The organism is Paenibacillus oceani (genome assembly GCF_014705615.1).
GTDB classification, from domain to species: Bacteria; Bacillota; Bacilli; order Paenibacillales; family NBRC-103111; genus Paenibacillus_AB; species Paenibacillus_AB oceani.
In genome coordinates, this window is the sequence record NZ_JACXJA010000027.1 from 72,018 (window position 1) to 87,263 (window position 15,246).

Consider the following 15,246-nt stretch of genomic DNA (forward strand, 5'->3'; position numbering starts at 1 on the left):
ATAAAACCGAAACTGTATCCAGGAAAGGGGATAACCAGCAATGACGTCACACAACTTCGGCAAGGGAGAGATCGGAGGCAGCGAGAGCAGACAACGGGATATGAATAACGGAAGTTTCTCTGACACGACACAATGGCAGGAGGAAACGGATACGGCCAAAGCAGACCTGGGGATGGTGCACGCCTCCAAGGGCGGGCGATTCAGTCGGCGGGCGCTGCTGTCTACGATGGGGATGGCCGGAGTCGCTCTCGTAGGAGGCGGGACAGCCGGCGCGCTCGATCTGCTGCAGGGAGGCTCGGAGGAGGGGCGAGGCAACGGGAACGGAGGCAATGGCGGCAATGGAGGTCACGGCGGCGGCAATCCGTATCAACAGCAGCAGAGGATTGTCATAGTAACAGATCCGCAGTTCGGAGCGAGTCCGGACAAAACCGACAATACGGCGGAGATCCAGGCTGCGATCGACTATGCCAGCGCCCAAGGGGGCGGGGTCGTCTTTTTCCCGTGCGGCGAGTACAACATTACCGGCATACAGGCGAAGCCAAACGTCACGCTGAAAGGAGAAAACGCTGGCGCGTCCCGCTTGCTGAACACGGCCGTTAACGGAAATCCGGCGATTCAGTACCGGCCGGCCCCAGAAACGCCGTATGATGCGAACAACGTCGACATGCTGGCCAATTTCTGGATGGAGGATCTGGGCGTGATCGGCAATCCGCAATCGGGTGCGGGCATTTACCTGCTCTACACGATGAAGCGCGGAAGAGCCAAGAACGGTCTGAACCGATGCGTCATCCAGAGCCATGGGGGGATAGGCGTACACTGGCGGTACGGCGATTCGCTGTCCATCACCGATTGCGATATCGGGAAGAACGGCTCGCACGGCATATACGCCTTCGAGTTCAGCAATGTAATGACGGTAGTCGGGGGCGTCATCCATGAGAATGGCGGCAACGGCATTTACTGGAACCATGTCGCTTCCAACTGTACCGTCTTTGGCTGTTCGATACACGATAACGCGAAGGCCGGGGTCCTCGCCCAAAACGCCGAGCAGCCGTCCATCCTGTTCTGTGCCTTCAACCGGAATGGCAAAACGACAAATTTGCCGGGTGTCCAGCTGACCGGCTTTGAGCAGAAGAAGGTGGTTGCGGCAACCGTCATGGGATGTTTATTCGGCGACAATTCGCCGAACGGCTACGATATCTCTTGCAGCTACGTCGAAAGCGCTAATTTGTACAACAACTACTTCTACGGCGTCAATAGCGGAAAGCCGTCCTATATCCGACTCGCCACCTGGGCGAAGGGCATCAGTATCCGGGGCAATCACTGGCATACGACGAAGGGATCGCCGGCTAAAATCACGACGAACAACTCCCCCAATATTTCCTACTTTCTCGACGATTCCGGGGATACGGGGCCGCTGCTGAACCAGGTGCTGGTCGGCCGCACTTTGCAATATACGCTCGGTCAGGCGTCCGATACGCTCCTGCAGTCAACCGTAGGTGACAGCGAGCCGCTTCCGAGATTCCGGATTCAAGCGGGCGGATCGATGGAATTCGGCAACGGCGCGGCGATGACGGCGGCGTTCGGGCCGGATGCGGCCACAGGCGGTCTGGGCCTGCGCTCGAGCGTTCGGCTTAGCTCCGATCAAGGGCTGGCGGCCGCGTCAAGCGATTATTCGACCAAACCGCTGCAGTTGGGCGGCTACTGCTTATGGGTGGATGCCGGCGGCAAGCTGCGGATCAAGCAGGGCGATCCGTTGTCAGATACCGACGGGACAGTGGTAGGCCTGCAAGACTAAAGCATCGCAGCCGGGTCCGCATCGCAAACAGGAAAATCCCCGTTGCAACAACCCGCAAGTTCCGGTATGATCCTAAGAAGGAACAATCGGGAAGGGGCGACGGGATGATGCGGATCGGAGCGGAAGGCGGCTATATGTCCGGATGGAACGTCGGTTCGTCATTTGCCCGCTGTGTGGGTCAAGTCCTTACTTTCAATTTCGGTCAACAGCGCCAAGCCTTCCGGCTTTGGCGTTATTTTTTGTCCAATCACGGAGGTGTGTCTAGGGATGAGGTACAGAAGAGTGTTGGTCAAATTAAGCGGTGGGGCGATATCGGGCGAAGAGGCGACGGGGTTCGATCACGGGAGGCTGGAGCATATCGCGGATGAAGTGCTGGCGGTAACGCAGCTCGGCATCGAAGTGTGTCTGGTGATCGGCGGAGGCAATATTTTCCGCGGCAATATGGCGGAGGCGTGGGGCATTGAGCGGGCGGAGGCGGACAATATCGGGACGCTGGCGACCGTGATCAACAGCCTGATGCTGCGCGGCGTCCTGAAGTCGAAGACCGGCAAGGAGGTCCGGGTCATGTCTTCGCTTGCCGTTAATGCGGTAGCCGAGCCGTATATCCGGTTGCGCGCCATTCATCATCTGGAGAAAGGGTATGTCGTCATCTTCGCGGGCGGCAACGGCCAGCCGTATGTGACGACCGATTACCCGTCGGTGCAGCGGGCGCTTGAAGTGAACGCACAGGCGATCCTGGTCGCCAAGCAGGGCGTTGACGGCGTATACGACAGCGATCCGAAGCGCAACCGGGAGGCGAGATTGTTCGCTTCGCTGCCTTACGATGAAGTGATCCGGCGGGATTTGAAGGTGATGGACTCGTCGGCCTTTATCCTGGCGCGGGATTACGGCATACCGCTGCATGTGTTCAACTTCGACCGGGCGGGTGCGATGAAACGGATTTGCGAAGGGGCTGACGAAGGCACTGTCGTTCGGGCGGGGGCGGATGTGCGCTTTGCTACATAACGCTAGGGGCGCAGAGGGCAAAGATAAGCTTACAGGAAGGCGGGGGAGGAAGCTCACCCCGCACTTTTTTTTCGATTCGCTTGAAATCTGCCGGTGGTGAACTATACTGATGTTAGGAAGTCTGACGTTGGGTTTGTTGAGCGGCAAGAAAACGCCTGTTTCATGATGAACATAGAAGGGTGATGGGGACGATGAGCCTGCAGCAGGATATTATCGCCCGGCTTGGGGTCAAGCCGGATATCGATGTCGATGCGGAAATTCGCAAGCGGGTCGACTTTTTGAAGCAATATGTGCTGGATTCGGAGGTGACCGGCCTGCTGATCGCGATCAGCGGAGGCATCGACAGCGCTGTGGCAACGGGGTTGTGCAAGCTGGCTACGGACGAGCTGTCGAAGGAGAAGGGCCTGGAGTATATTACGCTCGGCGTGTTCCAGCCTTATGGAGAACAGGCGGACATCTCCGACAGCTATTCGGTGGCGGAAGCGTTCAAACTGACACACAAGGTGGAGACGAACATCGAGCAGGCTGTCGACGAGATCGCGCTGGAGGTCGAGTACGGCTTCAAGTCGCTCGGCATTCACCGGCACATCAGCCGGGCCGGCAAAGGCAACGTGAAAGCCCGCACGCGGATGGTCGTCCAGTACGCCCTGGCGTTTGATATGAACCTGCTTGTGGTCGGCACGGACCATGCTTCGGAGGCGATTACCGGATTTTTCACCAAATACGGCGACGGCGCAGTCGATCTTACGCCGCTCAGCTCGCTGAACAAGCGCCAGGTCCGTCAACTGGCCGTACGTCTCGGCGTTCCGCAGCCGATCTTGGACAAAGCGCCTACGGCCGGCTTGTGGGAAGGCCAGACCGACGAGCAGGAGCTCGGCATCACGTATGAGGACAACAGCAATTACCTGGAAGGCAAGGAGATCGACCCGGCCGCCCGGGAAAAGCTGGAGAGACAATATCTGAAGACCGAGCACAAGCGGTCGCCTATCCCGGGGATTTAACGGTCCGCTTACGGATTGTCATTCGTAACGAGCGAAGCTTCCGGCTTGTGGTACTGCGCTATAGGAGTTTAGAGTGCAGGGCCACAGGGTACACAGCGCGGGACATGGGGCGCGGAGTACAGAGTATAGAGTATAGAGTACAGATTACAGATTACAGATTACAGATTACAAAGCACTAGGCACGGACGAGTCTGCGGACCTTCCGTGCTTTTTGTTTTGCTGGAAATTAAGGGTCTGGATGCCCGCGCGCGCTCTTGGTATCGTTGTCCGTCCGCTTATAGGAAGTCCGGCTTCCTCTATTTTCCGGAAATAGGTGTAACGGGTCATTTACCGGAACAATTATTTCCGTTATTTCGGCGAAAATAGACAAATTCGGCTTCGCATCGAACAATAACGGAACTAAAACTTCCGTAAAGCTGGTCGATGACCCCATGTAACAGAAATAGAGGAAACGATTCTTCCGGTTCTGCAGCTTTCCGGTACTATGGACAGCGCCCCAAAACCTAAAGAGCCTCCAGGTGTATGGAGTATTTCGATTTCTTTTTCTTGATGCCTTCTCGATTAAGTGGATAAGATGTGCATAATCCTGTGGATAACCTGCCGAATCGACTACGCAAATAGAGGATGCAGGGGGCTAGGCTGGTGAATAAATAGAAAACCGGGATCCCGTATGCAAGAAGGATCCCGGCTAAGCGCAGTCAGTCTATTTAGCCCGCTTGAAGCGCTTCGTCTACCTATCTCTCGCTATAGAGTATTCCGCCTCACTTGCCCATTCCCAGTACTTCTGCCCCGGCATCCGCCTCGATCGTCAGCCTGCTGGTGGCGAGTACATCGTCGTGAGTTAACGTACCGCGTTCCCCATGGATTCGGGAGAGGAAGTCCGCCGTCAACGATTGATCCGGCTGTACGAGCTCCACTTGCTCAAGCGGCTGCGAATCGGTCACGCGCAGGTACAGCTCGTCCGCACCCGACACGGAAGGATCTCCGCTCAGCCGCAGCTCGGCGAACCCTCTTGTCCCGTTGACGAAGATCCGGCAATCTCCCCACGTCCAGCTTTTGTCGGGCGTGTGCCAATCCGAGTACAACATCCCGATCGCCCCGCCGCTCATCACGACTTGAGCGGAAGCGGCATCGAGGAACTCCGGATATTCCGGCAGCTCGTTTTTGGCGACGACCGTGTTCACAGACACGGCCTCCTGGCCGGTCAGCCAGCGCAGCAGGTCGAAGTCGTGCACGAACAGGTCGATGACGATGCCGCCGTTTTGTTCCTTGGAGAAGTGCCAGGCCGCCCGCGAAGACGGATTAAGCCGATGCGGCTTGCGCATCATAATACTGGCGATCTGCCCAAGCTCTCCTGCCTCAATTGCGCGTTTGAGCGTATACACGGCCGGGCGGTAGCGCTCGGTGAGCAGCATCCCGACCTGAATGCGCCCGCGCCGGATGACCGCTTCCAGTCGGTCCAGCTTGTCCCGGTCCGTAACGGCCGGCTTATCCACCATGATATGTTTGCCGTGCTGCTCGCACCATTCGATAATCTCGATCTTCTCGCTGTTGATCGCGGCAGATCCGATCACCGTCACCGAATCGTCCAGGAAAACGTCCCGTGACTGAACCAGCGGGATGTTGTATTTCTGGGCGAGCTGCTCCGCCAAAGAAGGGTCGTCCTTCTCATACACGCCGGCGCAGACGTGGCCAAGCGCAAGCATTTCTTCGATAAAGATCGTAACATGAGCATGCCGGCAGCCTATAATTCCGAATCGGATGGACATCTGTGTTCCTCTCTCCTCTACAACGTTAATCTTATTTATTGCAGCTGTCCCCGTTATGATACCTTGGGTGCTCCCGTATTGGCAATCCACTTGTGAAAGTGCATACATTTCTGCAACAGGACCTTACATTATTACATTCAGGATCGAACGGCGGTCCGCTATGATGAGAGTAATTGGAACCGGCACCTTAGCTTCCAACAACTTGAGACAAGAAGGGGAGTCATCGCATGAAAAGAAGATCAGGCCGTCTGTTGTCAACCGCAGGACTAAGCTTGTTGATGGGGGCTGTCGCACTAACCGGCTGCTCCAACGATACTAATAACGCTTCCGGCAAGACGCCGGATGCATCCGGCGGAACAGTGGAGCTTCGCGTGCTCTGGTGGGGATCGCAGGACCGTCACGACTTGACGATGAAAGCGATTAAGCTGTTCGAAGACAAAAATCCTACAATAAAAGTAACCCCGGAATATTCCGGATTCGACGGCTACTGGGACAAGCTGTCCGTACAAGTGGGCGGAGGGTCGGCACCGGACGTTATTCAGATGTCGACGGCTTACATCAACGATTATGTGAACCGGCAAGCGCTGCTGCCGCTGGACGGAACAGTCATCAAGCTGAGTGATATCGATGAAAGCACGCTTAGTACGGGCAAGCTGAACAACAAGCTATATGCGATCCCGGCCGGCATTAACTCGCAATCTTACGTCTACGATCCGGCTATGCTCGCTAAGGCTGGCGTAAAGCTGCCCGAACACATGACTTGGGACGATCTGGCCGCCGCGGCGAAACAAGTCACCGAGAAGCTTGGCAAAGACGTAATAGGCGTCACAAACGACAGCGGCTCCCCGGAAATGCTGCAATATTTCATCAGACAGAAGGGGATGGAGTTTTTCAAAGACGGCAAGCTGGGCTTCACGACCGAAGCGCTGACTGAGTTTTTCAACTACTGGGAGAAGCTGAGGAAGGAAGGCGCGGCTTCGACTCCGGAGCAGACCGCTTCTTACTTCGGAGCGCCGCTGGAGAAATATCCGATCGTAACGGGCAAAACGCCGTTCGCCCTGCTCTCTTCGAACCAGATCGGCTCCATCTCGACGCTGGCCAACCGTCCGCTTGAAATGACGTTCATTCCTAAGGCAAGCGGAGGCATGGATGCGGACTTTGTCTCGCCTTCCATGTACTGGTCGATTTATGCCAAAACCAAATATCCGAAGGAAGCTGCGCTGCTGATGGATTTCATGCTGAACGATCCGGAAGCGGGCAAAATTCTCGGTGCCAACCGCGGTGTCCCGGTATCCGGCAAAATCCGCGAGGCTTTGAAGCCGCAGTTGAACGATCTCGATAAGAAGCAGTTCGACTTCGTAGACAAGGTTACCAAGGTAGCGAAGCCGATTAACGTCATTGATCCGAAAGGCGCAGGCGAGGTCAGGCAACTGCTCGGTACGACTTCTCAAGAGATCCAGTTCGGCAAAAAAACGCCGGAGCAGGGCGCCAAAGAGTTTATGGACAAAGCGAACGCCATCCTGGACAAAATGAAATAATGCATTCCCCGGGAGGTACCGCGATAGCGATTCGCGGTACCTTTCATCACCAAGATCAAGGAGGCTCGTACCATGCAAGGTAAACTGCTCCGACAAAACACGACCGCTTATCTGTTCATGCTGCCATGGCTGGTGGGTCTGCTCCTGTTCACGTTATGGCCCATGATTAGTTCCCTGTACTTATCTTTCACGCGTTTTGAATTGCTGCAGCCGTCCGAATGGATCGGCCTGCAAAATTTCAAAGAGATTTTTACGGCCGACGAGCGGTTCTGGCAATCGTTGAAGGTCACGTTTCATTTCGTTGTCCTCTCCGTCCCGCTCAAGCTGTTGGCCGCCCTGCTTGTAGCGATGATGCTGAACCGTAATATTCGCGGCATCGGCCTGTACCGCAGTCTCTATTATTTGCCTTCGCTGATCGGCGGCAGCGTGGCCGTATCGATCATGTGGCGTCAAATTTTCGGAGAGACGGGAGTCGTCAATGTCCTGCTCAGCATGTTCGGCCTGCAGGGGCCGATCTGGATCAGCAACCCGGATTACGCGATCTATACGTTAATCGCACTGGCCACCTGGCAGTTCGGCTCCTCCATGGTAATTTTCCTGGCGGGCTTGAAGCAAATCCCGGAACATCTATACGAAGCTTCGGCCATCGACGGAGCAGGGAAGGTGCAGCAATTTTTCCGTATTACGTTGCCCATGCTGTCGCCGGTGATGTTCTTTAATCTCGTTATGCAGGTAATCGGCGGATTTATGGTGTTCACCCAAGGGTTTATCGTTACGAAGGGCGGTCCGATGGACGCTACGCTGTTTTATGCAATCTATTTGTACGAGAAAGGATTCAAATATTTTCAGATGGGCTACGCGTCCGCGCTTGCCTGGATTTTACTTGTCATTATCGGCATTTTCACCGCTATTTTGTTCAAAACCTCAAAAAAATGGGTTCACTACGAATCGGGGGGAGATAAATAATGAGACAAGCCGCTGTATTTCCGGCCAGTCGAATCTTATTGCATGTCCTGCTCGCGGTGGGGAGCCTCTTGATGCTGTACCCTGTCTTCTGGATGGTATTCGGTTCGGTTAAGCCGACAGCCGAAATATTCTCCTCGGTGTCCCTATTGCCGAAAACGTGGTTCTGGGACAACTACAAGCTCGGATGGAACGCTATACCACGGCTGGATTTTGGGATCTTCCTGCGCAACTCGTTTACGATCTCGTTTCTGGTCGTCGTCGGCAATATCGTGTCCGCTTCCTTGGTTGCCTTTGCCTTCGCGCGTCTTAACTTTACTTTGAAATCGTTATGGTTTGCGCTTATGCTAATGACGATGATGCTGCCGAGTCAAGTAACGCTCATCCCGCAGTATGTGCTGTTTCACAAGCTGGAGTGGGTGAATACGTACCTGCCGTTAACCGTGCCGCATTTCCTCGGAGCGGCTCCGTTCTTCGTGTTTCTGATGGTGCAGTTCATCCGGGGGATTCCGAAGGAGCTGGACGAGGCCGCGATCGTCGACGGGTGCAATACGTTCCAGATCTACTGGCGTATCGTAATGCCGCTGTGCGTGCCTGCCATCATTACGACGGCGATCTTCAGCTTTATTTGGACCTGGGATGATTTCTTCAGTCAATTGATCTATATTAATACAGTCAGCAAGTACACAGTGCCGCTTGGACTCCGGCTCTTTCTCGACGGCAGCGGCAAGAGCGAGTGGGGTCCCATGCTGGCCATGTCGGTTTTGTCTCTGGTACCAAGCTTCGTTTTCTTCCTGACGTGTCAGAAGTATTTGGTTCAAGGAATCGCGACTACCGGACTGAAAGGCTAATTCGGGAGCTCCGTAAAGGTGGGGGACAAGGATGGGTTCATGGATGAAAGATTGGCGGCTGCGCCCACTGCTCTTGCTCGTCTTCCTGGCGTTTACCGGTATTCTGCTGCTGCTAACGCTGGCTATCGCCTATTACGGGGTGTCCAAGATCATTACCGAGCACACAAGCCAAGTTCGGCTGGAACTATTGAATGAAGCTCAGAAGCAGCTCACGGCCCAGTTTCGGGAAATCGAAGAAACCGGATTGGCGATCTCCACCCACCCGGAATTACTCCAACTGTTATCGGGCAAATCCGCCGGTGTATTCGAAGCGATTCGCGGCCGGCAAAACGTGAATACGACCATCAACAGCTTCCTGTACTCCAAAGCGTTCATCAGCAGCATTGTGGTGTACAGCAGCATGTACAACGATATTCCATACAGTGAGAAAGACCGGGTTCTGCCGCTGGACCGCATGCCGGTATACCCGGACATGATCCGCTTGGAGGCGGCGGACTCGATCTGGATCGGTTCGCACCCGGATACGACCGCTCTATACAACCAGCAGCCGGTCATTACGTTTTTGTCCAAAGTATACTCGTACAATGGAGCTGTGGCCGGTTATCTGGAAGTGAATGTGATTGAGAAAGCACTGGCGAAAATATTCCAGACGGATGACATGAATCAAGAGAGCATCCGTTTCATTCTGGATAGCGGAGGACGACTCATCTCGGTCCGTACGGGAACGAACACCGCTCCTGCTTTATTGGAGCATGAGGCTGCCAAGCAGGCTTGGTACACCAACCTGCAGACGGATCAGAATCAGGGCTACCGCAAAGTAAATCAGAACGGCAAAGCGTATCTGATGATGTATTCCCGGCCGAATCATGCACAGTGGAGAGTCGTGGAGATGATCCCGACCACCGTGCTGTACCGGCCGGTGTATACGATCCGCAACATGGTGCTGCTCGTAGGACTTTTCGGGATGCTGCTGTCCGTTCCCGTCGCTTTCTATTTATCGCGCCGGATCATTCGTCCTCTCCCGGAGCTGTTAAGCGGCTTTAAGCAGATGGAGACAGGGAATTTCAACGTGCGTATGGGAGAGAACAACCACATTTTGGAGTTCAAGCTGCTCTCGGTGGCGTTTAACCGGACGAACGTTCAGCTCCATGACCTGCTCGAGCAATTGAAGGAAGAACATCGGGCCAAGCGGGAAGCCGAATTCGCCGCGCTGCAGTCGCAGATTAATCCGCATTTTCTGTACAATACGCTCGATATGATCAACTGGATGGCCGCAACCCGGGGCGTAAGCGAAATCAGCGTCCTGTCGACCAAGCTGGCCAAGTTGTTCCGGATTAGCCTCAGCAAAGGGAGAACCTTCATTCCGCTGCGCGAAGAGCTGGAGCATTGCATTTTGTATATGGATCTGCAGCAAGCCCGGTTTAAAGATAAATTCGCTTATCGGATCGATGTGCCGCCGGATCTGCAGCGTTATCTCGTTCCGAAACTGATTTTGCAGCCTTTTATTGAAAACTCGATCATTCACGGGTTTGGCGGCCATGATACCGTACATCCGACCATCACGATTCAAGCTTGGGAGGTAAAGGGTTCCAGGCGCAGCAGTCTCCGTATTCGTATTGAAGACAATGGCAAAGGCATGCAGCACGAGGCGTCCCTGGCTCCGCAAGCGACTGGAGGCAAGCCGGATGCGGACGGGAACAGCGGTTACGGCATCGGCAACGTCATGCAGCGCATCCAGCTGTATTTCGGCCGCGAATATGGCGTGAAGGTCGAGAGCCGTGACTCCGGGGGTTATGGGCAAGAGGAACCGGGAGCGCACGACGAGAGGTGCCAAGAGAAGCGGACGGATTCGCAGATAGGGGTTCGCGCCGAGCTGACGCTTCCTGTCCTGACCTCGCAAGAGGATGTCGCACCGTATGTGAAGACCGGAGGGACGAGGCCTGATGCGTAAAATACTGATTGTGGACGATGAGTTTCATGTCACGGAAGGGTTAAAGGCGATGATCCAGTGGGAGCGGCTGAGCGTCGGTAAAGTATTTACCGCTTCGGACGGATGGGAAGCCTGGGAGCTATACCAGAAGGAACGGCCGGATCTCGTGCTGACCGACGTGTACATGCCCAGGATGAACGGGCTTCAGCTCGCTTCGAAAATACGGGAAATCGACACCGATGTGCCAATTCTCATCCTGAGCGGGTTCGATGAATTCGAATATGCGCGAGGCGCCTTGCATCTGCAAGTGGCGAAATATATGCTCAAGCCGGCTGTATTCACCGAGATTCAAGAGGCGCTGGAGGAAACGGTAGCCGAGCTTGACGCCGCCTCGGAACGAAGCGCCTATATGGACCAATTTGTCGAGCAGATGAAGAGGAATGTGCCGATTCTTCGCGAACAATTCCTGTTCGACCTGGTGACGAGAGGGCGAAGCGGAACGGAGCCCGATGCCGGCGTTCTCGCCTTTTATGAACTGGACCGGGCGGTCTTGACCGGCGCTATCGCCTTAAGCATCGCGCTGTACAGGCCGATTCACGGGCGTGCCGCCACAGAGAAGGATTGGCAGCTGTTCAAGTACTCCACCGTTAATATCATGGAGGAACTAAGCGGGCAATTGAATATACGTGCCTATACGCTTCGTTATGTGGAGGACCGGTTAATCCTGCTGCTGCCCAATGCGGATAGCTCACAAGCGCTCTCGGATGCCCGACGGCTGGGGGAGGAGCTGATCCGGCAAGTGACATCCAAGCTTGCCATCGACCTGAACGTGGGGATCGGCCGCTGGATCGGCCATGCATCGGACTACCCGTTGTCGTATGAAGATTCGCTGGAAAGTCTGAAATGGATCGAATACGAAGGCTCCAACAAAATCGGGACGGCGGAGCAGTTCAAGCGTGTGCAAAATTACGTGCCGGACTACTCGCTGGAAAGAGTGAAACTGCTCGTCGATTATATCCGGAACCACGAATCGCAGGAAGCGATGCAGATGTGGTCTCTGATCGAGGCGGATGTGCTGCAATCGGAGCCGCCCCTGTTTTATGTGCAAAATCTGTGCGTGTCGCTGATCAGCCGGATGATGCTGGAGCTGCTGCCAGAGGAGCACCCGCTGCCCGCCAATCTGCATGTAACCGTACAAGACATTTACCACACCCGTGCCGTCGAAACGATTTTATCGGCAGTCCGGGAATTGCTTCGTGAGCTGCTGCTTGCGATGCAGCACCAATACAACGCGTATCGGCAGGACGGGTACATTCATAAAATTAGCGAGTATGTAGAAAAGCATTATCAGGAGAACATCTCTTTCGCCGATCTCGCCAAGCAGCTTCATGTCACCCGGAACTATCTCAGCTTTCTGTTCAAGAAGGAGAAGGGCGTCAGCTTCATGACGTATTTAACGGCTTACCGCATCCAAAAGGCCAAAGAGCTGCTTCGCACCCGCCAGCATCTCGTCTATGAAGTGGCGGAGAAGGTAGGATATTCGGACCCTGCTTACTTCAGCCGGGTATTCAAGTCTGCTACCGGCACGACGCCTGCAGAATATGCGATGGGGCTCGGAACCGTTTGAATAGAAGACCTCCAGACTCACCGTCATGGTGCAGGTTGGAGGTCTTATTACAATGACGGGGGTTACGGATTTCGGATCAATGCGGCTATAGCTTGCTGGATGTCAGTCTCGATCCCAGGGTCGAACGGCCCCGGCAGATTGAAATAACGGAATGAAGTAGCCCCTTCGTAGCCGCCTTCGTGAACCTGCCGCGCCGTAGGGACGTAACCGATCATCCCGTTGCTGTAAGCGACGGGAAGCACTTGCCCGGCGGTATGGGCCTTGACAAACAAGCCGTACTCCATGACGACTTCCCCGTTCATCGCCAGGAAACTCAGCCCTTCGGCCAGCTGGACGTACGTCAGCTCCAGCAGCACGGGACTGCGAAACCGGTCCGGGTTATGAAGCATAGTTCCGCTCCATTCTCCCATAATATCTTCGTGGTGCAGCCAGCCGCGCAGCATGTCCTCGGAGGGCAAGGGCTGCAGCTTCAACGGAACTGAAGCTTGTCGTGTACAGACAAGGGAAAGGGGCAAACGGCGCATGGCCCCTTTAAGTACGGCCTGGATCGTGTCGAACAACTGATCACCCATCCGTCTGACTTCCGGCGCGCCGCCGTAAACGAACTTGCCGTCCTGAACCAGATGGGGGCGCACGTCTCCCGTGCAGCCTTGCAAGTACCCGCAAATCACGTCCCCGCCAAGCTCGGCTTCCAACCGGTCCATCGCCGCTCCGCAAAACTCCGAGGATACTTCGTTGCGGTTGCTGATTGTTGGATGGCAGGTATAGTGGGTCAGCACCCCTTTGAGGGAGCCATCCTCTCTTGCGAATGCAAATACGGTCACGTCCCGGTCTACGGGACCGAGCTCGTTCGGCTCTCCTCGCACGAGTCCTTCCACCAGCTTGCGCCGATTCACGTTAATCCCGCACGTTCCCGCGCCGCGGCGAACCTGGACGGTCTCCGCATCCGCCGCCGCCCGGGCGGCGCCTTCCAGTACTTGCTCCTCCAGCCAATCCAAGTATTCGGGCGAAGGCGTGCCGATCACCTTGGACAGCTGCGCCGAAGTTTGGGGACCGGAATGAGTATGCGTAGCATGCATAATAATCGAGCGCTCCTCCAAGCCGAAGCGCTCCTTCAGCTTGCGTCTAAGTCCCGGCATCCGGTCCGTGCCCCAGCAGATCAAGTCTGCGGTTACGAGGAGCACCGGCCGGGAAGAGGCGGGACCGGCCGCGTTACTATCGTAAGAAAGGAGCCGCGCTTGCTCGAACCAGTAAAACCGGGCGAACAGAGGCTGAGCCACATGCTCGAACGATCCCGAGCGGGAGGAGAATCCCGCGAGCGTCATAGGCTGCCGGGGTGTAATATCGAGCTTGGCCGTCCCCAGCCTCAGAGCAAAGCCGTCTGCCCCTTTAAGCATAGGAGTCTGCCACCTTCGCTATGGCCCGGGCGATATCGTCTACATCCGCTTCCGTTCCGAGCAGCAAGTTCTGATGCAGCCAGATGACCTCGCGCGTGCACATCCGTTCTGTTACCGGACAACTGTACGTCTGGCGTGTTCCGGATCGTTTGGCCGAATCGTTGAGGATCGCTTCGTTCAGGTGCAGCGGGATGTAGCCCGGATTCGCATGAACGCCCTCGGCCGTCAGTTTCTCCATAAAATCGGACTTCTCGATCCGGGCAGCTAATGCCGGGTCCAGCTTGAACATATATAAGTGATACGCATGAGTCGTTATTCTTGGATCGCGCTTCACCGTGACGATTCCCGGGATAACGGACAGCAGCTCGGAGAGGCGGGCAGCATTACGTTCCCGCGTCTCGTTTTGCTGCCCAAGTCGGGACAGCTGGCCGAGGCCGATCGCCGCTTGGAACTCCGTCATCCGGAAGTTCCAGCCGACATGCTCATGCTGGTACCAGGCTCCGTTCTTGATGCGTCCGCAGTTGCTCAGCGACCAGGCCATATCGGCGATGCGGTCGCTGTTGGTCAAAATGACGCCGCCTTCTCCGGCGTTGATGTTCTTGCTGGACTGCAGGCTGAAGGTCGCGACGTCGCCAAGCGTGCCGACGCCCCGGCCTTCCCAGCTGGCTCCGACCGCCTGTGCCGCGTCTTCCATCAGAACGAGGCCATGCTTGTCCGCGATCTCCCGCAGCCGGGTCATGTTCGCAGGCGCCCCGGCGATATGCACCGCCACGATCCCCTTGGTTTTAGGGGTGATAGCCTCCTCGACCAGCTCCGGATTCAACAGCAGCGTCTCTTCCTCCACATCTACGAATACCGGGATCGCCCCCAGGAGCAGCGTAGCCGTGGCTGTTGCAATGAACGTATAGGAGGGCATAATCACTTCATCGCCCGGCTGAATGCCTGCTGCCTGCAACGCAAGCGTAATCGCGACGGTTCCGTTTGCGACGGAAACGGCATGTTTCGCGCCATGCAGGTTGGCGAATTGCTGCTCGAAGGCCGGCAGCTTGATCCGCCCGGTGCCGCCCCATTTGCCGGAGCGGAACACCTCCAGCAGCAGTTTTTCTTCCGTCTCATCAAAAATCGGCCATTCCGGGAAAGGTTTCGTCCGTACGGGCTGGCCTCCGTGAATGGCTAATGATCCTGATTTCATCATGGTTGTATTCCCCCTTCCAAGTCTGTTTCTAGCATACATGCAGCGGTTTGGCGCTGTGAATGCAGAAAGGTATGGTCGGGTTGGAAAAAGGTACGATCCGGCGGAATATAAGGACCGTCGGCTATCTGATTCGGGGTGTTTGACGGTCGCTTTCCTTGGCCTGCGTCTGCGGGAT

The 15,246-nt window shown here is 55.7% G+C and carries 11 protein-coding genes; 8 read left to right on the forward strand and 3 right to left on the reverse strand.

The window, feature by feature from the left end:
- Positions 1-40 precede the first annotated feature (40 nt).
- From IDH45_RS19470 to nadE, 3 genes are all read left to right on the forward strand, one after another.
- Entirely contained in the window at positions 41-1,795 is a 1,755-nt protein-coding gene (locus tag IDH45_RS19470; protein WP_190929793.1) for a right-handed parallel beta-helix repeat-containing protein, read from the forward strand.
- Positions 1,796-2,062: 267 nt separating this feature from the next.
- On the forward strand, positions 2,063-2,800 hold the full coding sequence (gene pyrH / locus IDH45_RS19475; RefSeq protein WP_190929794.1) for a UMP kinase: 738 nt from the start codon (positions 2,063-2,065) through the stop codon (positions 2,798-2,800).
- 191 nt (positions 2,801-2,991) lie between these two features.
- Positions 2,992-3,801: an ammonia-dependent NAD(+) synthetase gene (nadE, locus tag IDH45_RS19480; RefSeq protein WP_190929795.1), complete on the forward strand. Its 810-nt coding sequence runs from the start codon at positions 2,992-2,994 to the stop codon at positions 3,799-3,801.
- A 761-nt stretch (positions 3,802-4,562) separates the two neighbouring features.
- On the opposite strand, the gene IDH45_RS19485 is transcribed toward nadE, so the two are convergent.
- A complete protein-coding gene (locus IDH45_RS19485) occupies positions 4,563-5,570 on the reverse strand; it encodes a Gfo/Idh/MocA family protein (protein ID WP_190929796.1) in 1,008 nt (335 codons plus the stop codon).
- A 227-nt stretch (positions 5,571-5,797) separates the two neighbouring features.
- On the opposite strand from IDH45_RS19485, the gene IDH45_RS19490 reads away from it, so the two are divergent.
- The 5 genes from IDH45_RS19490 (at position 5,798) to IDH45_RS19510 (ending at position 12,479) form a co-directional block, all read left to right on the forward strand.
- On the forward strand, positions 5,798-7,108 hold the full coding sequence (locus tag IDH45_RS19490) for an ABC transporter substrate-binding protein (protein ID WP_190929797.1): 1,311 nt from the start codon (positions 5,798-5,800) through the stop codon (positions 7,106-7,108).
- A 72-nt stretch (positions 7,109-7,180) separates the two neighbouring features.
- Positions 7,181-8,074 (forward strand): carbohydrate ABC transporter permease, encoded by an 894-nt coding sequence (locus IDH45_RS19495; RefSeq protein WP_190929798.1) that lies wholly within the window; start codon positions 7,181-7,183, stop codon positions 8,072-8,074.
- A gap of 71 nt (positions 8,075-8,145) precedes the next feature.
- The gene (locus IDH45_RS19500) at positions 8,146-8,922 is read left to right on the forward strand and encodes a carbohydrate ABC transporter permease (protein ID WP_190929799.1); all 777 of its coding nucleotides are present in this window, start codon (positions 8,146-8,148) and stop codon (positions 8,920-8,922) included.
- 31 nt (positions 8,923-8,953) lie between these two features.
- Positions 8,954-10,873 (forward strand): cache domain-containing sensor histidine kinase, encoded by a 1,920-nt coding sequence (locus tag IDH45_RS19505; RefSeq protein WP_190929800.1) that lies wholly within the window; start codon positions 8,954-8,956, stop codon positions 10,871-10,873.
- Entirely contained in the window at positions 10,866-12,479 is a 1,614-nt protein-coding gene (locus IDH45_RS19510; protein ID WP_190929801.1) for a response regulator, read from the forward strand. Before IDH45_RS19505 ends, IDH45_RS19510 begins: the two co-directional genes overlap by 8 nt.
- Before the next feature lie 62 nt (positions 12,480-12,541).
- On the opposite strand, the gene IDH45_RS19515 is transcribed toward IDH45_RS19510, so the two are convergent.
- Positions 12,542-13,876, reverse strand: coding sequence for a neutral/alkaline non-lysosomal ceramidase N-terminal domain-containing protein (locus tag IDH45_RS19515; RefSeq protein ID WP_190929802.1), 1,335 nt, complete (start codon positions 13,874-13,876; stop codon positions 12,542-12,544).
- Complete coding sequence (locus tag IDH45_RS19520) at positions 13,869-15,071, reverse strand: DegT/DnrJ/EryC1/StrS family aminotransferase (protein ID WP_223836803.1); 1,203 nt, start codon at positions 15,069-15,071, stop codon at positions 13,869-13,871. The genes IDH45_RS19515 and IDH45_RS19520 overlap by 8 nt, the downstream gene beginning before the upstream one ends.
- Positions 15,072-15,246: the final 175 nt, after the last annotated feature.